General features: G+C 63.5%; 16 protein-coding genes and 1 pseudogene. 3 read left to right on the top strand and 14 right to left on the bottom strand.

What is annotated here, in order from left to right; genetic code table 11:
- Nucleotides 1–33 precede the first annotated feature (33 nt).
- The 12 genes from HLH45_RS14275 to HLH45_RS14330 all read right to left on the bottom strand — a co-directional run bounded on the left by HLH45_RS14275 (nucleotide 34) and on the right by HLH45_RS14330 (nucleotide 18,169).
- Nucleotides 34–2,823 carry a methyl-accepting chemotaxis protein gene (locus HLH45_RS14275; RefSeq protein ID WP_046932734.1) on the bottom strand — a complete coding sequence of 930 codons (2,790 nt, stop codon included), beginning with the start codon at nucleotides 2,821–2,823 and terminating at the stop codon, nucleotides 34–36.
- Nucleotides 2,824–2,889: 66 nt separating this feature from the next.
- On the bottom strand, nucleotides 2,890–5,067 hold the full coding sequence (locus HLH45_RS14280) for a methyl-accepting chemotaxis protein (protein WP_008577781.1): 2,178 nt from the start codon (nucleotides 5,065–5,067) through the stop codon (nucleotides 2,890–2,892).
- A gap of 540 nt (nucleotides 5,068–5,607) precedes the next feature.
- A complete protein-coding gene (locus HLH45_RS14285) occupies nucleotides 5,608–6,141 on the bottom strand; it encodes a hypothetical protein (protein WP_008577780.1) in 534 nt (177 codons plus the stop codon).
- A gap of 323 nt (nucleotides 6,142–6,464) precedes the next feature.
- Nucleotides 6,465–8,738, bottom strand: a complete 2,274-nt coding sequence (locus tag HLH45_RS14290; protein ID WP_008577779.1) for a methyl-accepting chemotaxis protein — start codon at nucleotides 8,736–8,738, stop codon at nucleotides 6,465–6,467.
- Between the two features lie 309 nt (nucleotides 8,739–9,047).
- Nucleotides 9,048–11,333: a methyl-accepting chemotaxis protein gene (locus HLH45_RS14295; protein WP_008577778.1), complete on the bottom strand. Its 2,286-nt coding sequence runs from the start codon at nucleotides 11,331–11,333 to the stop codon at nucleotides 9,048–9,050.
- A 243-nt stretch (nucleotides 11,334–11,576) separates the two neighbouring features.
- Complete coding sequence (locus tag HLH45_RS14300; RefSeq protein WP_008577777.1) at nucleotides 11,577–13,586, bottom strand: chemotaxis protein CheA; 2,010 nt, start codon at nucleotides 13,584–13,586, stop codon at nucleotides 11,577–11,579.
- A 33-nt stretch (nucleotides 13,587–13,619) separates the two neighbouring features.
- Nucleotides 13,620–13,985 carry a response regulator gene (locus HLH45_RS14305; RefSeq protein ID WP_002806565.1) on the bottom strand — a complete coding sequence of 122 codons (366 nt, stop codon included), beginning with the start codon at nucleotides 13,983–13,985 and terminating at the stop codon, nucleotides 13,620–13,622.
- On the bottom strand, nucleotides 13,982–14,290 hold the full coding sequence (locus tag HLH45_RS14310) for an STAS domain-containing protein (protein WP_003489692.1): 309 nt from the start codon (nucleotides 14,288–14,290) through the stop codon (nucleotides 13,982–13,984). Before HLH45_RS14310 ends, HLH45_RS14305 begins: the two co-directional genes overlap by 4 nt.
- Nucleotides 14,291–14,392: 102 nt before the next feature.
- Nucleotides 14,393–15,667, bottom strand: a complete 1,275-nt coding sequence (locus HLH45_RS14315) for a chemotaxis protein CheW (protein ID WP_046932843.1) — start codon at nucleotides 15,665–15,667, stop codon at nucleotides 14,393–14,395.
- Nucleotides 15,664–16,446, bottom strand: coding sequence for a ParA family protein (locus tag HLH45_RS14320; RefSeq protein ID WP_008576382.1), 783 nt, complete (start codon nucleotides 16,444–16,446; stop codon nucleotides 15,664–15,666). Before HLH45_RS14320 ends, HLH45_RS14315 begins: the two co-directional genes overlap by 4 nt.
- Nucleotide 16,447: 1 nt before the next feature.
- The gene (gene motD, locus HLH45_RS14325; RefSeq protein WP_008576381.1) at nucleotides 16,448–17,422 is read right to left on the bottom strand and encodes a flagellar motor protein MotD; all 975 of its coding nucleotides are present in this window, start codon (nucleotides 17,420–17,422) and stop codon (nucleotides 16,448–16,450) included.
- Between the two features lie 6 nt (nucleotides 17,423–17,428).
- Nucleotides 17,429–18,169 (bottom strand): flagellar motor protein, encoded by a 741-nt coding sequence (locus tag HLH45_RS14330; RefSeq protein ID WP_008576379.1) that lies wholly within the window; start codon nucleotides 18,167–18,169, stop codon nucleotides 17,429–17,431.
- 808 nt (nucleotides 18,170–18,977) lie between these two features.
- On the opposite strand from HLH45_RS14330, the gene HLH45_RS14335 reads away from it, so the two are divergent.
- The 3 genes from HLH45_RS14335 to HLH45_RS14345 all read left to right on the top strand — a co-directional run bounded on the left by HLH45_RS14335 (nucleotide 18,978) and on the right by HLH45_RS14345 (nucleotide 24,644).
- Nucleotides 18,978–22,133 carry a TonB-dependent receptor gene (locus tag HLH45_RS14335; protein ID WP_008576378.1) on the top strand — a complete coding sequence of 1,052 codons (3,156 nt, stop codon included), beginning with the start codon at nucleotides 18,978–18,980 and terminating at the stop codon, nucleotides 22,131–22,133.
- Between the two features lie 844 nt (nucleotides 22,134–22,977).
- Entirely contained in the window at nucleotides 22,978–23,565 is a 588-nt protein-coding gene (locus tag HLH45_RS14340) for a hypothetical protein (protein ID WP_008576375.1), read from the top strand.
- Nucleotides 23,562–24,644 (top strand): GmrSD restriction endonuclease domain-containing protein, encoded by a 1,083-nt coding sequence (locus HLH45_RS14345; protein WP_008576372.1) that lies wholly within the window; start codon nucleotides 23,562–23,564, stop codon nucleotides 24,642–24,644. The genes HLH45_RS14340 and HLH45_RS14345 overlap by 4 nt, the downstream gene beginning before the upstream one ends.
- A 38-nt stretch (nucleotides 24,645–24,682) precedes the next feature.
- On the opposite strand, the pseudogene HLH45_RS14350 reads toward HLH45_RS14345, so the two are convergent.
- Both HLH45_RS14350 and HLH45_RS14355 read right to left on the bottom strand, forming a co-directional pair.
- Nucleotides 24,683–25,050 (bottom strand): annotated as a pseudogene (locus tag HLH45_RS14350) (phage portal protein); the annotation flags it as partial.
- Between the two features lie 207 nt (nucleotides 25,051–25,257).
- Nucleotides 25,258–26,366, bottom strand: a protein-coding gene (locus HLH45_RS14355; protein WP_087944180.1) for an IS3-like element ISXca2 family transposase whose coding sequence is annotated in 2 segments (ribosomal slippage) — nucleotides 25,258–26,114 and nucleotides 26,114–26,366 — 1,110 coding nt in all. Because the reading frame shifts where the segments join, the coding sequence is not laid out codon by codon here.
- Nucleotides 26,367–26,686 lie beyond the last annotated feature (320 nt).

Consider the following 26,686-nt stretch of genomic DNA (forward strand, 5'->3'; position numbering starts at 1 on the left):
GTGTTCGCTTGCAATCCACTGCGCGCAGGGCGGTTAGAAATCCTGCCACTGGCTGTCGTGACCGGCAGTGCCGGAGGACTTGCCCACGGAGTGAGGCAGCAGTGTCGCCGCGCGCTTGCCGCGGGCGGCTGCCGGCTTGGTGGTGACCACCGCGCGCACCGCTGGTTTGACAGTGGACGCAGCCAGCACGGGCTTGACCGCATGATTGAGCTTGAAGACCGCCACCGCCTCGGTCAGCTGGCCGGCCTGTTCTTCCATCGCACGCGCTGCGGCAGTGGCTTCTTCCACCAGCGCGGCATTCTGCTGCGTGGCTTCATCCATCTGCGTCACGGTGAGGTTGACCTGCTCGATGCCCGACGACTGCTCCTGCGAGGCGGCGGAGATTTCGCCCATGATGTCGGTGACGCGCTGCACGCTGGCGACGATCTCGCTCATGGTGGTGCCGGCCTGATGCACCAGCGACGAGCCTTGTTCCACCTTGCTCACCGAATCGTCGATCAGGTGCTTGATCTCCTTGGCAGCACCGGCCGAACGTTGCGCCAGCGTGCGCACCTCGGAGGCGACCACGGCGAAGCCGCGGCCCTGTTCGCCGGCGCGCGCCGCTTCCACCGCCGCATTCAAGGCCAGGATATTGGTCTGGAACGCGATCCCGTCGATGACGCTGATGATCTCGGCGATCTTCTTGGACGAGGTCTCGATGCCCGACATGGTGGTGACGACCTGCGCCACCACCGAACCGCCATGCGATGCCACGTCGGCTGCGCCGATGGCCAGCTGGTTGGCCTGACGCGCATGCTCGGCATTCTGTTTGACGGTGGAGGTGAGTTCCTCCATCGAGGCGGCGGTTTCTTCCAGATTGGCGGCCTGTTGTTCGGTGCGCTGGGAAAGATCGTTGTTGCCGGCAGCAATTTCGCTGGCGGCTGCGCTGATCTGCGTGGCCGAGGTCTGAATGCCGGAGACAATGCCGGTGAGCTGCGCCACCGTGGCGTTGGCATCGTCGCGCATGCGGGCGAACACGCCCTGGAAGTCGCCGTCCATGCGTACGGTGAGGTCGCCTTCGGCCAGCGCACTGAGCAGGCTGGAAATCCGCTCCAGGCTCAGCGAAGTGGTTTCCAGCAGGCCATTGAGCTGCCGGCCGAATTCCAGATAGAACCCATGCTTGTCGTCCAGCGCCAGGCGCTGGCCGAAATCGCCCATCAAGGCGGACTGCACCAGCTCGGCCACTTCCTGCTGGGTGCTGACTTCGGCACTGATATTGCGCCACAGCAGCATGCTGCCGCTACGACGGCCATCGGGGGCATACAGCGGGGTCATGGTCAGATCCAGCGTCACCGGCCCGAAGCGGTAGCGCTCGGTGGTGGTGGACTGCAGCTGCCGCAGACGCTGCGTACGCGCGGCGCCTTCGCCATCGTTGCCGAACACGTAGTCCATCGGCTTGCCGACCACCGCATCGGCACTGAAGCCGGTCTGGCCCTTGGCATGAAAGGCGGGCTCGCCCTGCTTGAAGGAGGTGTGCAGCGCCTGGGTGATGAACACCGCGTTGTGCTGTTCGTCGGCCAGCAACACTTCCATTTCCGAATGTTCCAGCGCGGTGCGGATGCGCAGGTTTTCGTTGGCCACCTGCGCATCGCGCTCGATGCGCTCGCGCAGGTCGCTCTGCATGCGTTGCATGGCGCCCATCAGGCGGCCCACTTCGTCCTGGCGCTGCACGGCGATCTGGTTGTCGAGCTTGCCCGAGGCGATCGCATCGGCCACGTGCGCGGCGGCCTCCAGCGGCCGCACCACCTGGCGACGCAGCAGCGCAAACAGCGCCACGCTGAGCACCAGCGCCGAGCCAAGGCCGACGGCAAGGATGGTCCACAGCAGGTGATGCGCCTGCTGCATGATCGTGGCATACGGCACCACCACGCCCAGCGCGAAGCGCTCCTGCGCCTTGCCGATCTGCAGCGGAACGTAGGCGCTGACTGCGCCGTCTGCATCGGGGGTGAAATCCAGCGCGTCCTTGCCGGCCTTGATCGCCTCCAGCATGGTGCGGTGGCGTGCGTCGGTGACCTGCTTGCCGATGCGCGTGGTGTCGTGCGATGCCAGCACCACGCCGGCAGGCGAGAGCAGTTCGACATAACCGTCCTGCATCGGGCGCAAGGCGCCAAGGCGCTGCTGCAATGCCGCCAGTGCCACGTCCACGGTGACCGCGCCCAGATACTTGCCGTCCTGCAGGATCGGCGTGGACAAGGTGGTCATCAGCACGGTCTTGCCGCCGATCTTGTAATCGTAGGGTTCGGCCACGGTCTGCCGCAGCAGTGCACGCGGTTTCAGGTTCCAGTCGCCCAGGCCGGGGGTTTCGTAATCGGTGAGCGGCTCGCGGACCAGTGTCTGCTCACTGCGTCCCCAGTAGGTCATGAAGCGGCCGGTGGCGTCGTGGCCCTTGGCATTGGCAAATGCGCTGTCCTTGCCATCGAAGGCCTGTGGCTCCCACAAGGTGCCCATGCCGACCCACTCGGGGTGGTCCAGCAATTGGTCGTGCACCACTGCCGCGGCGCTGTCGCGGCTGATGCCGCCATTGGCGCGTTGCACCAGCAAGGTGGTGGCCAGCGATTGGCCGGTCGTCAACGCCTGGCCAAGCTCGCTGCCGATCTGCTCGGCCTGGTAGCGCGCGGCATTTTGCATCGTGGCCTGCGCAGAGGCGCTCAATGCGCGACTGCTTTGCCAATAGGTGATGGCTGCGGTCAAACCGAAGCACAGCGACGCAATGACTGCCGTACCGAACATCAGGCGGTACGCCAGGCGTCCGCTGAAACGTGAGTGGGTGGAAGGCGAGGTCATGGGCGTAGCCGCGGAAGGAAAAAGGAAAAGGGAGAAGACAACCCGGCCGAAGCGGGGCATGTGCGGTCAGTAGGTGGCCAGCGCAACCCGCGCCGGCGCGCGTGTGCCAGCATGGCCGAACGTCTTGGAGGTGGCAGCGACGATCCGGAAGCTGGACACCGCCTCATCCAGCTGCTGCGCCTGCTGCTGCATGGCATTGGCCGCTGCGGTGGCTTCTTCCACCAGCGCCGCGTTCTGCTGCGTGCTCTCGTCCATCTGGGTGACGGTGAGGTTGACCTGTTCGATCCCGGCCGACTGTTCCTGCGAGGCGGCAGAAATTTCGCTCATGATGTCGGTGACGCGCTGCACCGAAGAGACGATCTCGGCCATGGTCTTGCCGGCCTGATCCACCAGCAGCGAGCCCTCGGACACCTTGCCCACCGAATCGTCGATGAGGTGCTTGATCTCTTTGGCCGCGTTGGCCGAGCGCTGGGCCAGCGTGCGTACTTCCGAGGCGACCACCGCAAATCCGCGGCCTTGTTCGCCGGCACGTGCGGCTTCCACCGCGGCATTCAGCGCCAGGATATTGGTCTGGAAGGCGATGCCGTCGATGACGCTGATGATCTCGGCGATCTTCTTGGACGAGGTCTGGATACCGCACATGGTGTCCACCACCTGGCTCACCACCTGGCCGCCCTGCGAGGCCACGCTGGCGGCGCCGATCGCCAACTGGTTGGCCTGGCGTGCGCTTTCGGCATTCTGCTTGACGGTGGAGGTGAGCTCCTCCATCGAGGCGGCGGTTTCTTCCAGATTGGCGGCCTGCTGTTCGGTGCGCTGGGACAGATCGTTGTTGCCTGCGGCGATTTCGCTGGCCGAGCCGGTGATGGAACTGGCGGCCTGCTGGATGCGCCCGACGATGCCGGCCAGTTGGGTGGCCGTGGTGTTGGCGTCGTCGCGCATGCGCGCGAACACGCCATGGTACTGGCCATCCAGGCGCGCAGTGAGGTCGCCTTCGGCCAGGGATGCCAGCAGCTCGGACAGCTTGCCCAGGTTGCGGTCGCTGACCTCCATCATCGCGTTGAGGTCGTTGATCATGCGCGCCGAGTCGTGCTTGAAGCGCGTGGCATCGCCGCGTTGACTGAAGTCGCCGTTGGCTGCAGCTTGCGCCAGTCGCTTGATCTCGGTGTTGATCGCCAGCAGGCTGGCCTTGGCCGCGTCCATCGCTTCGTGCAGCACCGCACGCGTGCCGGGCAGGCGCGCGGCATTGCGCGACAGGTCGCCTTGCGCATACTCGTTGAGGATGCCGATCGCATCGACGATGGCATCCAGGTGCTCGAAGATCATCGTGTTGATGCCGGTGGCCAGTTCGCCGTAGACGCCCGGGAAATTGGTCGGCATGCGGTGGGTGACATCGTCGCCGGCATGCATGTGCACCATCACCTTGGTCTGCGCGGAGAAGCGCTCCAAGGTGTGGACCATCTCGTCGGTGGCCTTGAGCATCTGGCCGATTTCATCGGTGCCGTGTTCGGCAGTACGCACGCTCAGGTCGCCGCGCGCCACGCCCTTGATGGCCGCCAGGGCACGCGACACCGGCTCCAGGATGGAATTGCCGATCAGCCAGCCCACCAGCAGGTTGATCAGCACCAGGGCGCCACCGGCGAGCGCAACGATGCCGGTGAAAACCAGCGCCTGCGATTGGGTGTCGTCCAGGTACACGCCGGTGCCGATCACCCAGCCCCACGGCTTGTACAGCGCCGCGTACGAGGTTTTCTGCACCGGATCCTTCTGCCCTGGCTTGGCCCAGGTGTAGTCGACATAGCCGCCGCCGGCCTGCGCTGCGGTGACGAATGCTGGAAACACGCGCTTGCCGTCCGGGCTGAGCACGTCGCTCAACGGCTTGCCGACCAGGTCCGGGCGGGTGGGGTGCATCAGCATCGTCGGCGTCTGGTCGGTGACGTAGATGTAATCCACACCGCCACGTGCACGCATGGTCGACAGGGTATGCAGCGCACTCTTTTTGGCGGTCTCCACGTCGATCTCGCCCTTTTCGGCGCGCTCGGCATAGCCATTGACCACCGCAGTCGCCATCTCGATCTGGCTCTTGAGCCCATCGCGGCGCGTATCGGTCAGATCGAAGTACTGCATGCGTGCGGCGATCACCGCCAACGCAATGATGCCCAGCGCAACCAGGGCAGTCTGGGCGAAGAACCTGCGCTTGAGCGGCACATTGGCCAGCGTTTTTGCAACCGTGGTCTTCAGCGTCATGGCAGATATCCAGCAAAGGAATGTGACCGGCGTAAGTCGAATAGCGACCCGACTCCGAAAATGTTGAGCCGGGCGCACCGCAGGGTTGCGGACGATGTGTGGCGCAGGCCACGTGCGAATGGCCTGACTTTGCTCAGTGCGTTAACGCGCTGGCACGGCGCTTTGCGTGCTCGGCGCAGTGGCAGCGCGCTGGGCATGACAGCGAACCAGACAGTGCCTCAAAGACATGCTGTCACGCGATCGCCGACGGCGTGGGCACGGTGGCGGTTTGCACTTTCGGCGACCATTGAACGGCTCACAGCTGCCCGGCGAATTCATCAGGCAATGCGGTGACGGCGCTCAGCGTCCTGGCGCAGGCGCTGCGCATGCAGCACCGGGCAGCGCGCACGGTGTGAACGGCACCGGCGGGCGGGCCGGGCGTTTGTGCAGTCGCCGCGCCGATGAACTCGGCCGCACAAGGCGTGATGGTTCAGCGTGAACTGGCGCGTGCTACGCGTGATGTTGCCCGGGCGCTGCGTGGCAAGGTTTGCCTGCAGCGGCTCAGTTGCGCTGCGCGACGTTCACGCTGGCGACCGATTGCTGCAGGCTCTGCAGTTCGGTCCACAAGACGTGGCGAGTATCGCCGCTATGGCCCAGCGACAAGGCTTGTGCGTATTGCAGGTCGCCTTCGTGCAGGGCGCGATTGGCCTGACGGTGCTGTGCCAGGTACTTGCCCAGCTGCTGCTGCACCAGCGCGAATTTGCGTGCCTGTTCGCCCTGCGGCGCGGTGGCCTGGAAGTAGCCGGCATGCCGTGCGATCCGCTGGTGCAGATTGCCCAGACGCTCGTCGTAGGCTTCGATACGCGCCGCATCGTGCCTGGCGGCAAGCTGTGCACGTTGATCGTCGCGCAACTGCGCCAGATCCACCGCCAGCGCCTGCAATGCGGTAACCGGCACATTGTCCAGAAGCACCGAGACCGGCGCTGCCGGGGCGGCGAAGGAGGGCGGCAACGAGACGCCCGCAGCCAGCAGCGCGACGGTGAACACACAGCCCAGCACGGTGCGGGCAGAGCGGTTGGAGTTGGCGGTGTGCATGCGGACGTCCTTCGATCTAGCGCGGGCAATGCGGCCCTCAGTGCTTGTTGTATCGGCCGCACGGGCCTGCGCTTGACCGATTTTCGACCAGCGGCACGCTTGCATGGTCGTCGCAGTGACTCCCTTCTCGTGCGGGGAAAAAGCTGGTGCGCAGCGCCGGATGAAGGCACGCGCACAGCCTCATGCGCCCACCGCAAGCTGTCGACAACGACACGCGACACTGCCTCGGCAGGGTTTCCCCGCCAAAAAAAAGCCCCGACATTGCTGCCGGGGCCTGGGGACCACCTGCCGTCTGATCCGGCGGCCGTGTATCTGCAGTGGGCTTAGAACTCCTGCCAGTTCGACTCGCTGTTGCCGGCCGCGGCAGCCAGCCGGCGTTGCGCTGGGGCGGGGGCGGCGCTGGGTTTTGTAACAGCCGAGCCGGTCACGCGTTTGGCAACGCTGGCCGACGTGGCGGCGGCCAGGCGCAGCGGTGCAGGGCGCTTGGCCGCGGGCACCACACCGGCGACCTGCTGCACCTTGAAGATCGATACCGCATCGGACAACTGACCGGCTTGCTCTTCCATTGCACGTGCCGCGGCCGTGGCTTCTTCCACCAGCGCCGCGTTCTGCTGGGTGGTTTCGTCCATCTGCGTCACGGTGAGGTTGACCTGCTCGATCCCGGCCGACTGTTCCTGCGAGGCGGCAGAAATCTCGCCCATGATGTCGGTGACGCGCTGCACGCTGGCGACGATGTCGGCCATGGTCTTGCCGGCCTGGTCCACCAGGACGGAGCCTTCGGCGACCTTGCCCACCGAGTCGTCGATGAGGTGCTTGATCTCCTTGGCTGCGCCGGCCGAGCGCTGTGCGAGCGTGCGCACTTCGCCGGCCACCACCGCGAATCCGCGGCCCTGGTCGCCTGCGCGTGCCGCTTCCACTGCGGCGTTCAACGCCAGGATGTTGGTCTGGAAGGCAATGCCGTCGATGACGGAGATGATATCGGCGATCTTCTTCGACGAGACTTCGATGTCGGCCATGGTGGACACCACCTTGCCGACCACGTCGCCGCCTTGCGACGCCACAGCCGCCGCGCCGATCGCAAGCTGGTTGGCCTGGCGTGCGCCTTCGGCGTTCTGCCTGACGGTGGAGGTGAGCTCCTCCATCGAGGCCGCGGTTTCTTCCAGGTTGGCGGCCTGCTGCTCGGTGCGCTGCGACAGATCGTTGTTGCCGGCGGCGATCTCGCTGGCCGCGGTATTGATCGACACCGTGGCGTGCTGGATGCGCCCGACAATGCTGGAGAGCTGTTCGGTGGTGGCGTTGGCATCGTCGCGCATCTGCGCGAACACGCCGTTGAACTCGCCCTGCATGCGCTGGGTGAGATCACCTGCAGCAATGGCCTGCAGCACCTTCGACAGCGCGCCCAAATTACCGTCGGCGGTGGCCATCAGCCGGTTGAGGCTTTCCACCATTGCCAGGAAATCGTGCTGGAAACGCGCCGTATCGCCGCGTACGCTGAAGTCGCCATCGGCCGCAGCCTGGGCCAGCAGTTTGATCTCGCTGTTCATCGCCGTCAGGTTGGATTTGACGGTGTCCATGGTCTCGCTCAACACGGCTTCTTCGCCCGGCAGGCGGTCCATGTCCTGGCTCAGGTCGCCGATGGCGTAGCGCGACATGATCTGCGCGAGCTTGAGCTTGACCGCGATATGCGCATCTACCAGAGCATTGGTATCGCGCACCATGCTGCCGTATTGCCCGGGAAACGCATCCTGGTCCATGCGGAAGCTGATCTTGCCGCTGTCGTGCTGGCGGGCCATCTCCTGCTGCGCGGCGGCAACGGCCTTGAGCTGCTCCTGCATGCCGCGCATGCTGGTCAACAACTGGCCGGGCTCATCGCCTGGCTGCGGGCCGATCGGGTGATCCAGATCGCCGTGGGCGATCGCATCGGCGACCTGCGTGGCCTGCTTCAGCGGCCGCACCAGGCTGGCCGAGATCAGCCACGCCAACGCGGCGGCCAGGCCGGCCGCGAGCAGGCCGAAGGCGATCAAGGCACGGTTTGCCAGCGCCACGCTGCCCAGGATGGTGGCCGCGCCGGCGGCATTCTGCTGATTCTGCAATTCCACCGCGGCAGCAATCGCCTTGGAGCGGCGCTCCAGCAACGGCTGCGCCTGCCCACTGAGCAGCTGCTTTGCGCCCTCCAGGTCGCCTTCGCGTACCAGGCCCAGCAGTCGGTTGTTGGTGGCGCGGGCAGCGGTGAGGCTGTCTTCGATGGCCTGCCGAGCACGTAGGCCGTCGCTGTTGGTCGGCAGCTGTTTCAACGCGGTCCACAACTGCGCGTAATGTTCGCGATTGGCCTTGAGCTGCGCATCGACAGCGGGCCGCTGCTGCGGGGTCGCCAGCATGAAGTCGCGGATGTAGCGCTCGCCGAGCATGTTGCTCTCGCGCATCTGACTGAGCAGCGCTGCCTTGCGGTTATTGACCTCGACGATGATCGCGACCTGATGTTGGACGGTCTTGAACTGGGACAGCGCCAGGGCGGTGGAGCCGGCAAGCAACGCGATCAGCAACGCGAATGCCACCGCCAGGCGTCGCCCGACGGTCATGGAATGCAGGAATTTCATGGTGTTTCTCTCTGGGGAGGGTGGAAAAGAGATACACCGGTAGCGTTCGCCACCCGGAATTCTGAAGTCGCATGTTGCATTGCAGCATGCTGGCGTTCATGGTGCTCGGTGGGGCCAGCGCGAGGCATGGCCAAGCGATGCATCGCGCAGGCGTGGCGGCTGCGAGAATCTGCTGCTGTAATGGATGTTGGGATGCGTGCGCGTGAGCGTTGCTACAACCCGCACGCGCCAAAAAAAAAGCCCCGACATCGCCGCCGGGGCTTGCTCATGCTTGGTCGCCTCGTCGCCTGCTCCACGCAGAGGCGGCGGTCAGAACTCCTGCCAACTCGACTCGCCGTTGGCGGCTGCGGCAATCACCGGGCGTGGCGTTGCTGTGGCCGTGGCCGCGACACCGGCCGATACAGGGGCGCGCTTGGTCGTGGCCGATCTGGCAGCGCCTGGTTTGGCGGCGGCCAGGCGCGGCGGAGCAGGGCGCTTGGCTGCAGTGGCCACGGCAGCGACTTGCTGCACCTTGAAGATCGACACCGCATCGGACAGCTGACCGGCCTGCTCTTCCATCGCACGCGCCGCGGCCGTGGCTTCTTCCACCAGCGCTGCGTTCTGCTGGGTGGCTTCGTCCATCTGCGTCACGGTGAGGTTGACCTGCTCGATCCCGGCCGACTGTTCCTGCGAGGCGGCAGAAATCTCGCCCATGATGTCGGTGACGCGCTGCACGCTGGCGACGATGTCGGCCATGGTCTTGCCGGCCTGGTCCACCAGGACGGAGCCTTCGGCGACCTTGCTCACCGAGTCGTCGATGAGGTGCTTGATCTCCTTTGCCGCGCCGGCCGAACGCTGCGCCAGCGTGCGCACTTCCGAGGCGACCACGGCAAAACCACGGCCCTGCTCGCCGGCACGCGCCGCTTCCACGGCGGCATTCAAGGCCAGGATATTGGTCTGGAAGGCGATGCCGTCGATCACGCTGATGATGTCGGCGATCTTCTTCGAGGACACTTCGATGCCGGACATGGTGGTCACCACCTGCGCCACTACGCTGCCGCCTTGCGAGGCTACCGTGGCCGCACCGATGGCGAGCTGGTTGGCCTGGCGCGCATGCTCGGCGTTCTGGCGCACGGTGGAGGTGAGTTCCTCCATCGAGGCGGCGGTTTCTTCCAGGTTGGCCGCCTGCTGCTCGGTGCGTTGCGACAGATCGTTGTTGCCGGCGGCAATCTCGCTGGCCGCGGTATTGATCGACAAGGTGGCGTGCTGGATGCGCCCAACGATATCGGCAAGTTGCGCGGTGGTGGTATTGGCATCGTCGCGCATCCGGGCGAACACGCCATTGAACTGGCCTTGCATGCGCTCGGTGAGATCGCCCGCGGCAATGGCCTGCAACAGCTTCGACAGCGCGCTCAGGTTGGCATCGGCGGTCGCCATCAACTGATTGAGGCTCTCCACCATCGCCTGGAAATCGTACTGAAAACGTGCCGTGTCGCCGCGCACGCTGAAGTCGCCGTTGGCAGCGGCCTGCGCCAGCAGCTTGATCTCGCCGTTCATCGCCGACAGGTTGGCCTTGACGGTATCCATGGTGGAACTGAGCACGGCCTTCTCGCCGGGCAGGCGGTCCATGTCCTGGCTGAAGTCGCCGATGGCGTAGCACGACATGATCTGCGCGAGTTTCATCTTGACCGCGATATGCGAGCCGACCAGGCTGTTGGTGTCGCGCACCATGGTGCCGTAGTCGCCTGGAAACGCATCGTGTTCCATGCGGTAGCTGATCTGGCCGGCTTCGTGGCGCTTGGCCATTTCCGACTGCGCTGCAAGCACGGCCTGCAATTGCCGCTGCATGCCTTCCATGCTGTGCAGCAGTTGCCCGGCTTCGTCGCGGCTGTCGACGTGGATGGCGTTATCCAGTTTGCCCTGCGCGATGGCACTGGCCACCCGCGTGGCGCGAGCGAGCGGGCCGGCGATGCTGCGGGCGATGAACCAACCGGCAAATGCAGCCAGCAGCACGACCAGCACCATCGCCACGAGCATGACCTGCACCGAGCGTTGATAGGTCGCCTCGGCCTGCGCGATCTCGCTGTCCATGTGGGCGACGTTGAACTTGGTCAGCTCGACCAATTTCGCGAACAGGTCGCGCCGCGCCGGGCGCGATTGCTCATCGGAAACGCGATTGGCAGTGACCAGATCGCCGGCACGCACCGCGGCGCTGAGTGCGGCGTTGGCCTTGTAGTACGCGTCCAGTTTCAGTTTGACCTCGTCGTACAACTCGGTCTCTCTGCCGGCCGTGGTGGTCTTGGCGTAGGCGTCCTGCGCCGTCGCGACGTCGGCGCGCGCCTTGTCCATGCGTTCGAAATAATTCTGCACCGCCTTCGGATCGTCGGCGTGTGCCAGCTGGGCAAGTTCGTAGGTGCGGAATTCGCCGAGCAATGCGCGCATTTCGCTCAGTTGCTGCACGGCCGGTGCCCACACGGTGCCGATCTCGCGCAACAGATGTGCGCTGGACTGCATGCGCACGAGCGCAAACCCGCCCAGGCTCAAGGTGATCAACGCGGTAAAGGAAAACGCCACGGCCAACTTGCGGGCAACGGCAAGATTGCGGAACCAGTTCATAGCGGTCTTCTCGTATTGCAGAGAACGACTGGCCTGGTGGGCGCCCGTCAGTGGTTGGGCGAATGACGATGGCAGCGTCGAAAGATCCGGACAAAGGGCCAGAATCTCCGCCGGTCGTGTCGGGCCGGACGGGTGTTGCTGATGCCGGCAGTCCCCATACTGCCGGCGATCGCTCCAGCACCCATCGTGCATCGATGGCGTGGTGGAGCCTTGCGCCGCGGCATCCACGCCGCGGCGAGTGCATTACGCGGCTTGCGGTACCTTGAGCGAGCGCACCAGTCCACCGATGTCCACGATCAGCGAGACCCGCCCATCGCCGAGGATGGTGGCGCCGGAAACGCCCGGGATGCGGCGGTAATTGTTCTCGATGTTCTTGACCACCACCTGCTGCTGGCCGAGCAACTCGTCCACTTCCAGCGCGATCTTCTGGCCGTCGCCTTCGACCACCACCACCAGCGATTCCTTGGAGGACTGTTGCCCGCCGAAGCCGTAGTAATTGGTGAGCGAGAGGATCGGCAGATATTCGCCACGCACCCGCAGTACCCGACCGTCGCCGGCCATCGCGCGGACGTCTTCCGGTGCCGGCTGCAGGGCTTCGAGCACGTAGGACAGCGGCAGGATCAGGGTTTCGCCGGCGACCGAAACGGTCATGCCGTCCAGAATGGCCAGGGTCAGCGGCAGACGGATCAACACGCGGGTACCGCTGCCGGCGTTGCTTTCCAGCTGCACTTCGCCACCCAGGCCCTGGATGTTGCGGCGGACCACGTCCATGCCCACGCCACGACCGGACAGGTCGGTCACCGCATCGGCGGTGGAGAAGCCCGGTGCGAAGATCAAGTCCCACACCTGCGCATCGGTCGGGTTGTCCGGCACGGCGATGCCGCGTTCGGCCGCTTTTTCCAGGATCTTGGCGCGATTGAGGCCACGGCCGTCGTCGCTGACTTCGATCACGATGTGGCCGCCCTGGTGCGATGCCGCCAGGGTAATCGTGCCGGTTTCGTCCTTGCCGGAGGCGCGGCGCGCATCGGGCATTTCCAGGCCGTGGTCGATCGAGTTGCGCACCAGGTGCACCAACGGATCGGCGATCTTTTCGATCAGGCCCTTGTCCAGCTCGGTGCTTTCGCCAATGGTGCGCAGGCGCACTTGCTTGCCGAGGCGGCTGGAGAGGTCGCGTACCAGGCGCGGGAAGCGGCGGAACACCGCATCCACCGGCAGCATGCGCACGCCGATGACCGCTTCCTGCAGATCGCGGGTATTGCGCTCGAGCAGATCCAGGCCGGCGAACAGCTGTTCGGCATGCGCCGGGTCCAGGCCGGTGGAGACCTGCTTGAGCATGGCCTGGGTGATCACCAGTTCGCCGACCAGATTGATCAATGCATCGACCTTGTCGACGCTGACGCGGATCGAGCTTTCGGCTTCGGCAGCGGCGGCCTTGGCCGGTGTCGCCGCGGCGGCAGCAGGTTCGGCAGCGGCGCCCGGTGCAGCGGCAACGGCTGCAACCGGTGCGGCCGCCGGAGCGTCCACGGCCAGGCTCGGCGGCGGGCCGGGCACCGCCATCGGGCGGATGTCCAGCTCGCAATCGTCCACCACCCAGGCGAAGGTGTCTTCGATCTTGCTGCGCGGAATCTTGCCGATCAGGCCCAGATCCCAGGCCAGGTAGGCTTCCAGCGGGTCGATGTTTTCAAAACCCGGCATGCGCTCCAGGCGTGCGGCAATCTGCAGCGGGCCCAGGTGCTCGAGCTCACGGATGATGCGCAGCGGGTCGTTGCCGCTCATGAACAGCGACGGCGCCGGGGTGAAACCGATATGCCAGGCTTCGGGTTCTTCTTCCTTGGGCTTGGCGACCGCCGCGGCGGCCGGCGCTTCGCCAGCGAGCACGGCATTCAACCGGGTGTGCACGGCCTTGACCGCAGCCGGATCGGCCGGGGTGCCGTGTTCGGCTTCGCGCAACAGGGCGCGCAGCACATCGACCGAGCCAAGCATGGCATCGACCGCATTGGGTTCGAGCTGGCGCTTGTTGGAGCGCAGCTCGTCCAGCAGCGTCTCCAGCACGTGGGTCAGCCCTGCGACGGCGTCGAAACCGAAGGTGGCAGCGCCGCCCTTGATCGAGTGCGCGGCGCGGAACACCGAGTTGATGATTTCCGGGTCGCGGTTGCCTTCTTCAAGCGACAGCAGCCCGGCCTCCATCGCGTCGAGCCCTTCACGGCTTTCCTCGAAAAAGGTGGCGTGGAAACGTTGCAGGTCCATGCTCATGGGCGTGAAATCCGAAGCTGAAGCGAGGAGGGTTTAACCGAGAACTTTCTGCACGGTGGCGATCAGCTGTTCTGGGTTGAACGGCTTGACCAGCCAACCGGTGGCGCCGGCTGCCTTGCCTTCGGATTTCTTGTCGGCCGCCGACTCGGTGGTGAGCATGAGCATCGGGGTGAACTTGTAGTCCGGCAGCTGGCGCAGCTCGCGGATCAGCGAGATGCCGTCCATGTTGGGCATGTTCACGTCGGTGACCACCGCATTGAAGCGCTGGCCCTTCGCGCGGCCCAGCGCAACGGCGCCGTCTTCGGCTTCTTCGACGGCAAAGCCGGCAGAGGTGAGGGCGAAAGAGACCATCTGGCGCATCGACGCCGAATCGTCCACCACCAAGATACGTGCGCTCATGCGGCGTTCTCCACAGATTTCAGGTTGTCATTGGATGCGGGGAGTCCGAGCGCGTCGGTGACGCCGAGCAGACGCGCTGCATCCCTAAAAGTGTCGTTGCAGCCATCGAATTCGGTGTGCAGGCCGGCCTGGCGGCGGCTCTGCACAAAGGCGCAGAGCAACTGCACGCTGGCGGTGTGGATGCGTCGGACTTCACCGGCATCAAGCACCAGGTCGCCGTCCTGGGTGAGGAATCCGGCAAGCTTTTGCTTGAGGTCGGCGCTGGTCTCGATGCCGAGATCCTCACCCAATGTCACTGTGCTCATTGTTGCTCCGAACGGATGGTTCTATGCGTACTAACGGCGGGGGGCGGAAAAGCTTTAACGGCGAATCGTTGTGCGTGCAGGTGCGAGCAAGCTAGGCGCGCATCAATGCAGCAGATGGGTGGCATCGAGCAGGATCATCGGCTGATGGCCCAGACGTGCGACACCGCGGAACAGGTTGTTGTAGATGCGGCACAGCCGGGCGTTGTCCGGCGGCTCGATCTGCTGATCGGTGAGGCTGGTGACGTCTTCCACGGCCGACACGCGCAGGCCCATGGTTTCGCCGTTTTCTTCCAGCACCACCACGCGGGTCTGCAGGTCCATGTCCACCGGCGAAGAGCCCAGGTGGATGCCCAGATCGATCACCGGGACCACCTGGCCCCGCAGGTTCATGATGCCCAGCATGGCGCTGGGCGTGCCGCGCAGCGGCAGCAGCGGCACCGGCAGCACCACTTCCTGCACCTTGAGCAATTCCAGCGCATAGGTCTGCTCGCCGCAGCGCAGACGCAGCCAGCGGGTGCTGCGTTCGCTGGCGCGGCGTTCGGCGTGAATCTTGTCGGCCTGGCCGGGTGCCAGCAGTGCCTGCAGCCCGGTCGGTGCCGGCGCGCGTGCCGGCGCCGGTGCCGCACGGGGGGCCGGGGCGGGCGCCGGTGCCGGGGCGGGTGCAGGCACCGCGACCGGTGCGGCCTCCAGCCCGAAGGCCGGGTCGGCATCCATTTCTGCCAGCAGATCGGCGGTGATCAGGTCCACTGCAGTGGGCGCGGTTCCGAACGCCGGATCGGCATCCATTTCGGCCAGGAAGTCGGCGGCGATGTCGGCGGCGCTGGGCGCGGCCTTGGCCGGCGGGGCGAATGCCGGGTCGGCGTCCATTTCGGCCAGGAAGTCGGCAGCGATGTCGGCGGCGCTGGGTGCGGCGTTGACCGGCGGTGCGAACGCCGGGTCGGCGTCCATTTCGGCCAGGAAGTCGGCAGCGATGTCGGCGGCGCTGGGCGCGGCGTTGACCGGCGGTGCGAAGGCCGGGTCGGCGTCCATTTCGGCCAGGAAGTCGGCGGCAATGTCGGCAGCGCTGGGCGCGGCCTTGACCGGCGGTGCGAACGCCGGGTCGGCGTCCATTTCTGCCAGGAAATCGGCGGCGATCGCATCGGCGCTGCGCGCTGCGGCAATCGCGTTGGAGGTGGCAGCTTCGGAGACGGTAGCGGCTTCGGGAAGTGCGGCCGTCTCGACCGGCGGCTCGGCCAGCGCAAGATCTGCATGCGCAAGTGCCGGCGTTTCGACCGTGGCTGCGGTGGCCGCAGGTGGGGCAACGCTCTCCACGCCCGCATCGTGCAGCAGGCCTTCCAGATAATCGTCCAATTCACCGTTGGCGGTGGGGTTGCTCATGCGGCTTGCTCCATACGCATCGCGTCATCGGCCAGCACCCATTCCAGCGCGCGGCGATACGCGGACAGGCCGCGGCCCTGATAGTCGCCGCCAACGGCGGGCACGGTCAGGGCGGCGGCGTTGCAGATTCGGGTGTCCACCGGCACCGCGTCTTCCCAGACGACCGGGCCGTAGGTGGCCTGCATTTCCTTCAGCGTTTCGGTGCCGGCGCGGGTGCGGCGGTCGAACAGCGTAGGCAGGATCGACACCGGCAGCCCGCGCCGGCGCGAGCGCTGCACCATGTCGGCGGTGCGCACCATGCTGGCCAGGCCATGCAGGGCAAGCGGCTCGGCCTGGGTCGGCACCACCACGCGGTCGCAGGCGGCCAGTGCGTTGATCATCAGCAGGCCCAGGGTTGGCGGGCAGTCCAGCAGGATGTAGTCGTGCTGGCCGGCATGCCGGGTCATGGCGTTCTGCAGCGCCAGGCCCAGGCCGGGCTGGTTGGCGCTGCGGCGTTCCAGCGTGGCCAATGCGGCTTGCGCGCACACATACGACAGGCCCGGAATGCTGCTTTCATGCGCCAGGCTGGCCAGGTCGCTTGGCGGAGTGCCGAACAGGTCCAGCACCCCGCGCGGCGGCGGGTCGATCGCCACGCCGAAGGCGCGGGTGAGCGAGGAGTGCGGATCGAGGTCGATCAACAAGACGCGGTGGCCGAGCGCGGCCAGGCCGCGACCCAATGCCAGCGTCGTGGTGGTCTTGCCGACGCCGCCCTTTTGGTTGGCGATTGCCCAGATACGCATGTCACTGCACTCCTTGAATTACGGCGGGGACGGAACTTGTGCCGCTTTCGGTGGTGACGGCCGTTTGGCCGCCGTCAGACTTGGGAAGCTTGGGCGCCCCGGCGGCGGTCGCATTTAATTGCGATGGCGGATCGGGTGCGAGTGAGCCAGCCGAGTCAGCGAGGATGATCAACACCACACGCCGGTTCGCATTCCGTCCCGCCTCAGTGCTGTTATCGGCACGTGCGCGGAATTCTCCATAGCCCACCATCGCCAATCGTTGCGGGGCGATGCCGTCGTCGGCGAACAGGTGCACCACGCTTGCCGCACGCGCCGCAGACAGCTCCCAGTTGGAGGGGAATTGCGCCGTGGCGATGGGCTGGTTATCGGTATAGCCCTCCACGCGCACGCCATTGGGCGCATCGCGCAGCACCGAGGCCAGCGTGGACAACGTCCCGCGGGCGCGGCCGGCCAGGGTGGCCGAGCCGGTGCCGAACAGGATGTCGCTGTTGATCTCCACCTCGATCCACAGATCGTTGCGGCGGATGGTGATCAGTTGCTTGTCGATCAGCGGGGCCAGCGTCTTGCTCAGCTGTTGCTCCACTGCATCCATCTGCCGCTGCGCACGCGCCAGTTGCGCCTGGTTGCGCAGCGACACCGGCATGCGCATCTGCGCGGCCATCGACGGCAGCAGGGTGGGGTCGGTCGGGCCATTGGAGGCCGCCATCGGCGCGCCGGCCTTGATCACGGATGGGCGGTCGTAATCGGCGCCCAGGGTCTGGGTCTTGCCCAGCTGCACCGGGCTGGCCTTGTTCGACGAGCCACCGAAGGCGCTGGTCAGCGCTTGCGCCATGACCTTGTATTTGCCTTCGTTGAGCGAAGAGATGGCGTACATCACCACGAAGAACGCCAGCAGCAGCGTCATCAGATCGGCATACGGAATCGCCCACGCTTCGTGGTTGCCATGTTCTTCGTGGTGTTTGCGACGACGGGCCATAACGCGCTAATGCAAGTAGCCTGCCAATTTCGACTCGATGTTGCGCGGGTTCTCGCCCTGGGCGATGGCGATCAGGCCTTCGATCGCCATTTCGCGCTCATTGGTGCTGCAATGGATCACGCTCTTGAGCTTGGCGGCGACCGGCAGAAATAGCAGGTTGGCCGAGGCGATGCCGTAGATGGTGGCGGTGAAGGCTGCCGCGATGCCATGCCCGAGCATGGCCGGGTCGGCCAGGTTCTTCATCACCGCCATCAGGCCCAGTACCGCGCCGATGATGCCCAGGGTGGGCGCATAGATGCCCATGCCCTCGAATACCTTGGCCGCGGCAAGATCCTGACGCTCCTGGTTGTCCACTTCGATCTCCAGCATGTGGCGCATGGATTCGGGCTCCACGCCATCGACCAGCATCTGCAGGCCTTTGCGCAGGAAGGCATCGTCCTGACGCGGCAACTGGTCTTCCAGGCCCAGCAGGCCCTGGCGACGGGCGATATTGCTCCATTCGACGATACGCGCCACCAGTTGCGGGCGATCGCTGGCCGGCGGCTGGATCACCCAGCGCAGGATCTTGAACGCGCGCCGGAAAACCGCCGGCGAGGTGTGCAGCAGGATCGCGGCCACCGTGCCGACGATGACGATCACGAAGGCAGCCGGCGACCACAGCGACGAAATGCCGGCACCTTTCAACACGCTGCCGCCCACGATCGCCACGATCGCCAGCACCAATCCGATTACGCTGAGTCTGTCCATGCATGCGGTATCGGCCCAGGCCCGGCGGACTTGATAGATGCGCCCGGTTGGCGCGCCAGAAAGTTGTCGTTCTGGGGGATGGGTCTGCGAATTGCCGACGTCGTTGCGGGCAATCGCGCGGGCGGGGACCGGTTCCCCGGTCGTAGAAGGTTGCGATGAACTCAATGGTGCCTCAGGTCAGCCCACGCGTTACCGAGACGGACACAGGAAGACACGACCGACGCGGCACTAAAGCCCCTCTCCCGCCGGGAGAGGGGTTGGGGTGAGGGTACGTCCATGCGCAGCTTCTGGTCCCCGGCTTAGGTGAGGGCGCGAGCGCGGCCGGGAACCGTCTCTTCGACTCTGCAACATTCTTGATAACTCGCCATCACCGCACGTCCCTGTAATGGCGATAGCCGGCAAGCGACGTGCTGTGGCCATGGGCAAGAGGTGCCGACACGCAGTTCGACCCTGCTTCTCGCTGAGCTCGGTGAGTGATGGAACGCGCGCAGGCGCCACGGTAAACCGCTTGCGCCTGGTTGCAGGCGAGGGCGCTTGCGGGCCGCGATTGAGCGGTTGCTGCAGCAGGCAGGCTGTAGCGTGTCGCGTGCAAGCGTGGCGAGCCCGGCCGCAATCGTGGCGCTTGCAACGCCGCCGGCCTGCTGCGCGGCAGAATGCGTTGGCGCATGGGCTGTGCTACTTAGGTTTGCACGGCATTAGAACGATCTAATCGCATCCGCGCAGAAGAGGGGAGAAGACCAGGAAAACCGGGCGCCGCAACGGTGCCGGATGTTTTTGCGTTACTTCGCGCGGCGTTGTTGTCCGGTCGTTGGATCGATACAAAGCCGCCGAGGCCGATCACCATTGGGAGAGCACGACCGAAATGAACTGCACGCCATTCGCACGCAACCGCAGCACGCTGTACGCCGGTATCGCCATCGCCTTGTTCGCGAGCGCCGCCTCCACCACTGTTTCCGCCCAGCAGGCCGACGGCACTCCGGCGCCCACGGGCCAGGCCGCGATGCAGGCCACGGACCTGGACGCGGTGACGGTGACCGGCTACCGCTACGCGATCGAAAAAAGTCTGGAGCAAAAGCGCAACGCCAACGCCGTGGTCGATGTCATCACTGCCGAGGACGTGGGCAAGTTCCCCGACAAGAACGTGGCCGATGCGCTGCAGCGCGTGCCCGGCGTGGTCATCAGCCGTGACGGTGGCGAGGGCAAGAACGTCAGCGTGCGCGGCCTGTCCTCGGAGCTGGTGCTGACCGAATTGAACGGCAACTACATCGCCACCGCCGAATCCAACGGCGACCCCACGCGCTCGTTCAACTACACGCTGCTGCCGTCGAACCTGCTGGGGAGCGCGGAGCTGTACAAGACCCCGGAAGCGCGCATCGACGAAGGCGGCATCGGCGGCACGGTGATCCTGCAGACGCGGCGCCCGCTGGAACTGGAGCCAAATTCCGGCTTCGTTTCCGCCGAGGGCACCTGGTCCGATACCAGCAAGAAGACGGACGGCCAGTTCTCCGGTTCGTACTCCTGGCACGACAAGGACAACCGCTTCGGTGTCTTCGTTGGCTACACGCAGCAAAAGCGCACCGCACGCACGCTCGATGCCAGTACCGAGAGCTGGCAGTGGTACGGGCGCGACGAAGTTGGCCCGGCGGTCGACGTCAACGGAAATCCGTCGGACTTCAACGCCAACTGGTGGGGCGGCACCGGTTTCTGGAACCAGGACGGCAATTACTCCACCGGTTTCATGATGCCGACGGCGGTCAGCCTGGACGCCAAACGCGAGGAGCGCGAGCGCAAGGGCGGGCAACTGACCCTGCAGTTCAAGCCCACCGACGACCTGACCCTGACCGCGAACTACTTCCGCTTCGACCTGTCGCAGAATTCGCAGACCAATACCATCAAGATTCCCGAGTGGAACATTGCCCGCTATTACGGCGACGGCAACTGGCGCGGCGGGCGCCTGCTCGACGCGCTGCAGTTCGATCCCAGCGGCACGATTGTCACCGGCGCCGCCTACAGCCTGCGTCCGGGCAAGACCTACTACTGCAGCGAGGCGCAGGCCGCCGCGGCCGGCCTGCCGCCGGGCGGCTGGGGCTCGGACGACTGCACGGTGCCGACGCCGCAGATCACCGGCAGCTACAACATCGAGAAATCGCAGTCGCAGACGGTGGACCTGGGCGGCGAATGGCGTGGCGAGCAGGTGGACGTGGCGTTCAAGGTTGGCCGCACCTGGGCCAAGGGCGGGCCGGAGCTGCAGTTTTCCTTACCGATCAAGCCGCGCCTGCAGAACGCCGACGGCAGCTGGAGCAACGGCAATTTCGCCAGCGCCTGGGACCTGACCGGCACGCCGTCCATGACATTCTCACCGCAGCTGATGCAGAACCTGCGCGACGGCATCCTGCAGGTCGACCTGGGCTCCACAGGCTCGTCCTGGACCCGCAACACCAATCAGCAGCAGTACGCGCAGATCGATACCACCTGGCATTTCGATGGCGAGGTCTTCGACTCGCTGCAGTTCGGCCTCAAGCGTCGCGACGGCGGCATCCACCGCAGTACCGGCAACAACTACTGGGTGTGCCCGGGCACCGATCCGGGCGACTACGACAACCGCTACTGGAACGGGCGCTGCAATGCCATCGCCACCCAGTTCTCGCCGGGCCTGCTGTTCGCGCAGGACAACCTGGCCGGTGGCGTCAACGCCAGCGCGTTCCCGGCGATCAACTTCCCGGGCTACATCGGCTACTTGAACCAGACATATGGCGCGATGCAGACCCGCAACGAAGACAACTTCGTCTACAACGTCGACGAAGAGATCTACTCCAGCTACCTGCAACTCAACTTCCACACCGAGCGGCTGCGTGGCAACGTCGGCGTGCGGGTGGCGCGCACCGGCCAGCGTGCCGCTTCCACCGACAAGGTGACTGCCTACAACGACTATTTCTTTGACGGCGCCGACGGCAATCCGCTGGCCTGCCAGCAGGGCGCCGCCACGCCCGGCGGCGCGCCGGCCGACACCTATTGCGGGACCGAAGGCTACTGGCGCTTGGCCGACAGCGTGCAACGCACCGAGTCGTTCGTGGTCAGCGGGCTGGACCGCAACTACACCGACGTGCTGCCGAGTTTCAACCTGGCCTACGACCTGACCGAGAACCTGTTGCTACGCGCAGCAGCCGCCAAGGTGATCGCACGCCCCAGCTACAACGACATCGCCGCGCCTGGCAGCCTGGAGTTCTACAGCCCCGAGTACGTGGCCGACCGGCGCCTGACCGGCGGTGCCAGCGAGCAGGGCTGGTACGGCTCGGGCAGCAACAAGAACCTGGAGCCATACAAGGCCAACCAGTTCGACCTGGGGCTGGAATGGTATTTCCACCCGGGTTCGGTGGCGGGTGTGGGGTTGTTCCGCAAGAACGTGGAGAACTTCGCGGTCGACGTGATCAGCGACGTCAACATGATGGTCGACGGGCAACCGGTCACCGTGCAGAACTACAGCACCCAGGCCGGCGGCCAGGACGCGGTCTCGCAGGGCGTGGAGCTGTACGCGCAGCACACGCTGCCGTTCGGCCTTGGTGTGCAGTTCAACTACACCTACAACGATGCCAGCAAGGCGGCGGTGCGGCTGGAAGACGGCACCGAGGCCGGCAAGACCTCCATGCCGGGCAGCGCCAGGAACCAGACCAACTTCACCGTGTTCTACGAAACCGACAGCCTGCTGCTGCGCGCCTCGTACAACCGTCGCGGCGAACTGGTGCAAGGCCTGGTCAATGGTCTGAACGTCTTTGAGGAGCCGTACTACCAGATCGATGTGAACGCGGCCTACAACATCACCCCGGCGCTCAGCCTCACCGCCTCGGTGCTGAACCTGACCAAGCAGGAGTCGCGCCAGCACCTGGGCGATGACACCCGCGCCCGCTTCTATACTGGCGGCTACGCCGGCCGGCTGGCGTACCTGGGGCTGACATACAAGTTCTAGCTCCCAATGTGTCGCGCCCATGCCTGCCGCGTGGCGGTATGGGCGCGATGGTTTGGCGATGGCCGAGCTGAGGTTCTATTGTCTGCGGCGACACTATCGTGTGTGCGCGGTCGTTTACCGCGGGATCTCTTCGCATGAAGTCTTTCCTGCTGCGAATGCTCGCACTGTCTGTGGCTAGCTATGCCGACGCTGGCTACCGCGGTGATCGGGCATGCCGATGCGGGTGGGTCGGCGGCCGATGTTGGCGGCAATGATCGCGGTAGGCGCACGGGCCATGTGACTGATTGCGGCGTTCCCCGGAGCCTCCCTTTCAATTGAACCATCCGGCGACGCCTCCCTGGAGCCGGAACTTGCTGAAAGAAGTGAACCTGGAACCGTTATTGGCGCGCTACGCCAGCGCGCAGATCTGCAACCGTACATTGGCCGTCCGGGAAGACTCTTGTCTCCGATTACCACGCGCGATTTGCCGCTGAGTCCCGCAAGCGGCCGCCTTCACTGCTCCAAGCACCTATGATTCGGACGGACTCAACAGCCGCTAGCGCCACGCGCCTGGCAGCTCAGGCCAGCCATCGACATTCGGTGGCGCGGAACAACATTGGTGCTATCAGGTACGCTGTTACCACATCTAGGCGGCGGCTGGTATCCCCATGCACATTCACCCGTAAGCGAGCGAATTCGAAGACTAGTCGTGACTCGCTGACCGTCACCCTAGATCCGTCAGGAGATTACATGCTATTAGTGAGGGCAGAATCAGACAGAAGCCACGAGGGGTGGCTTTGTGGCCAATCGGCTACCTGCTTTGTTAAACAGAGATTGCTAGCAGGTCAGGGAGGAACTGTATCAAATGAGGTTGGAAATTCAGCAGCGCATTGAAGCATTCAAAAAAATGCTCCTCGCAAACGGCATAGAACGAACGATGAATGAGTTAATTCTTCGGCACGATTGTTCAATTATTGGCGGCAGCATGGAAAGCTCCATCAGGACTGAAATTGCAGATTACTTAGATGTAGAGACCGAGGAAGTAATTATTGTTGGTTCAGCCAAGCTCGGCTTTAGCCCCAAACCGGGCCAGTGTTTCAAACCTTTTGATGAAGCATCGGATATCGATGTAGCGATAGTCTCACCAGAGCTTTTTGCAGCAATTTGGCACGAAGTTTTGGATATGAAAGCTGGAGGAGCTTTTATCAAAGACATCCAAGGCTTCCAGCACTATCATTTTCAAGGATGGATGCGGCCGGACAAAATGCCGGCATCCAGTACATATCATCGGTGTAGGGACTGGTGGGAATTTTTTCTGAGTCTTTCCAAAAAAGAAGAATACGATCGTCGCCCCATCAGAGGAGGGTTGTATTACGACACCTCCTTTTTGTCAAGATATCAAACGACGGCATTAGCTCAGATTCAGCGCCAAATATCCAAGAGCAATCCATGAAAACCTCTGCAACTAATCGACGAGTACACCAGCTTCTTACAGCAATTGCGAGCGGTAGACTGAACCCACGACCAGATTTTCAGCGACGCCAAGTCTGGACCAACGACGATAAGATAGCCTTTATCAGAACTGTTATTAGCGGGCTACCGTTCCCCGAGATATATGTCTGCGCGGGCACGCTCGACCCTGAGACCGGCGAGGCAACTGAATTTTTAGTTGATGGACAACAACGCATAACGACGCTACACCAATACTTTACCGCTTACGCAGACCTTAGACTCGGTGAACTTATGCCCTATGCTGAGCTGACACGTCCAGAAAAAGAGGAATTCCTCGAGTATGAGGTAGTTGTCAGAGACCTTGGTAAGCAACCGATCGAGGATATTCGGAAAATTTTTGAGGTCATAAATTCTGCCAACTATGCACTTAATGCAATTGAAATTCAGAACGCCAGGTATGCGGGAAAATTCAAGCAATTTTGCGAACGAATAGCAGATTCTGAGTTCTTTAAAAACTGGAAAACATTTACGCCAAGCGACATACGCAGAATGCAGGATTTGCGATTTTGCCTGCTTTTAGTAAGTACTGTTTTGTCAACTTATTTCAATCGAGACGACGGGATCGAGGATTTCCTCAAACAGTACAATGACGAATTTCCGCTGGAAAACGATCTGGAAGGGCAGATTCTTGAAACCATGCAATTTGTTAATTCATTGGAATTTGACAGGCACTCACGCGCACTTCGAAGAACTGATCTGTTCACTCTATTAGTAGAGACTTACCGAGCTCTTTTCAACAGAAGAGTCAGCCTAGATGGCGCAACCGCGCAACACAGATTGAATGAATTTTATGAAAAATTCGGCAACTACAGCTTTGCCGACACGCGCTTGGGCATGACCTACTACATTGCTAGCTTGAGGTCATCAACTGATCGTGTAAATCGGTATCGCCGGGGCGAAATTATTCAAAGCTTACTCGACCCTGAATATATTCCGAAACTTGATTTCACAGCGTTAGATGAAGCCTTTTCGAACGATCCCCAACAGCAAAGCTTAGATTTTACGACAGACGAACCCTGACCACGACCTGTGTAGCGTTACCTTTTGTATTCCCCATCTCATGACGGATCAAACGATTTACACCAAAAAGGGGTAGTAATTGCGAAGGCGATCACCTCATCGCTCACCCAGTCGTTGATCTTCACATGCGCGCCTGCGGCGGTTTGAGCTCGTTGGCTGCCCATACGGCTACGGCTTCACGGATCGAGCCGAAGCCGCCTGCGTTCTGCGGCACGATGCCTATGAATTGCAGCGGGATGCGCAGCGCGGCCAGCATGTCCTCGCGGGAAATGCCCTTGATGCCGCTGAACTCATCCTCGGCCGCCACTTCGCTGACCGGGAGCAGCTTCAGGCCATCCTAGTTGCCGCCTGGAGAGTACAGGAACAGATTGCGGAAGTTGCCCGTTCCCTTGACGCCCTTCATCGAAATAACGGTTCCAGGTTTTACTTCCACTACCGCCTGGCCTTCGCCAAACCACGCGCCCATGCCTGCCACGCGTCGGTATGGGCGCGACGGCCCGGATCTAGGGTCATCTGCACCAGCTGCGTTACCTGCAGTTTGAACGCGTTATCGACGGCTGCGGTTTTTCGTTGTATCTAACGCGGGCTCGTGGGGGTGTCGACTCCCCGCAATTCAATGCCAGCTAAAACTAGAGGTCTGCGGTTGATGTTGATCACGGAACTCAGCGGGCGTTAGTCCGCCCAGGCTGTCGTGCGGGATCTGTTGGTTGTAGTCGGCAAGCCAGTGTTCGGTCTGTTCGCGGACCTCGCTCAGCGTGCGGAAGAGATGCATGTCCAGCACGCCGCGCCTGTAGCTGCCGTTGAAGCGTTCGATAAAACCGTTCTGCATCGGACGCCCCGGTTCAATGAAGTCCAAGGCGATGCCCTTACGCTCGGCCCACTCGGACAAGGCCAGCGCGACAAATTCCGGCCCGTTGTCCAAACGTAGCTTGTTCGGATAGCCGCGCCAAGCTGCGATGCGTTCCAACGTGCGGATGACGCGGGCGGCCGGAAGATTCAGGTCCACTTCGATCGCCAAGGCTTCCCGACTGAAATCGTCGATGACATTGAACGTGCGAAAACGCCGACCGTCCCATAACGCATCGGACATGAAGTCGATCGACCATCCAGCATTGGGTCGATCACCGCAGGCCAGCGGCTGTGGATGACGCGTCGGTACCCGGCGCCTGCTGCGACGACGTTGATTGAGCTTCATCAGGCAATACACGCGCCAGACCCTCTTGTGGTTCCACACATGTCCGCGACGGCGGATGATTTGAAAAAGTTTTCCAAATCCACGCTCAGGAAAACGCTCGGCCAACTCGGACAACAGCGCGATAACCTCATCATCCCGATCGGGACGACGCTGATAGCGCATCGTCGAGCGCGCCACGCCAACCACCGAACAGGCCCGGCGCTCGCTCCAGCCATGCTGCTCGATGAGCCAGGCCAGAAGCGGGCGCTTGTGCGCCGGGTCTACAGTTTTTTTGCGATGACATCCTTCAATGCATGGTTTTCCATCGCCAGCTCGGCGTACATGCGTTTGAGCTTGTTGTGCTCGGTCTCCAGGTCGCGAAGGCGCTGCACATCAGCGGCCTCCATGCCGCCGTACTTGGATTTCCAGACGTAGTACGTCGCATCGGAAATCCCTAGCTCACGACACACATCCTTGACTTGGCGGCCACCCTCGACCTGCTTCAGCGTGGCGACGATCTGGCTATCGGTGAACTTGCTCTTGCGCATTGGTGGTCTCCTTGATGGCTAGTGTGCCCGGAGACCTCTAGTTATGGCTGGATCAAGTTTACGGGGAGTCGACAGGGGAGGGTCATCCCAATTGAGGGTCCACGAGCATTAGACAAGAACACCACCGCGTAGCCGCACGTAGCGGCGTAAATCGGGGCTAGAGGAAAACAACAACGGCCGCGCGAGGCGGCCGTTGTCGTCAAACCAGACAGACAAGATCGTCTTGCTGAATACCAAATCCCGATTCCAATAACGGTTCCAGGTTCACTTCCACGCAGCATGGCCTTCGCCAAACTATCTCGCCCATACCTGCCACGCGG

The sequence above is a fragment of the Xanthomonas euvesicatoria genome (genome assembly GCF_013112235.1).
Classification (GTDB): Bacteria; Pseudomonadota; Gammaproteobacteria; order Xanthomonadales; family Xanthomonadaceae; genus Xanthomonas; species Xanthomonas euvesicatoria.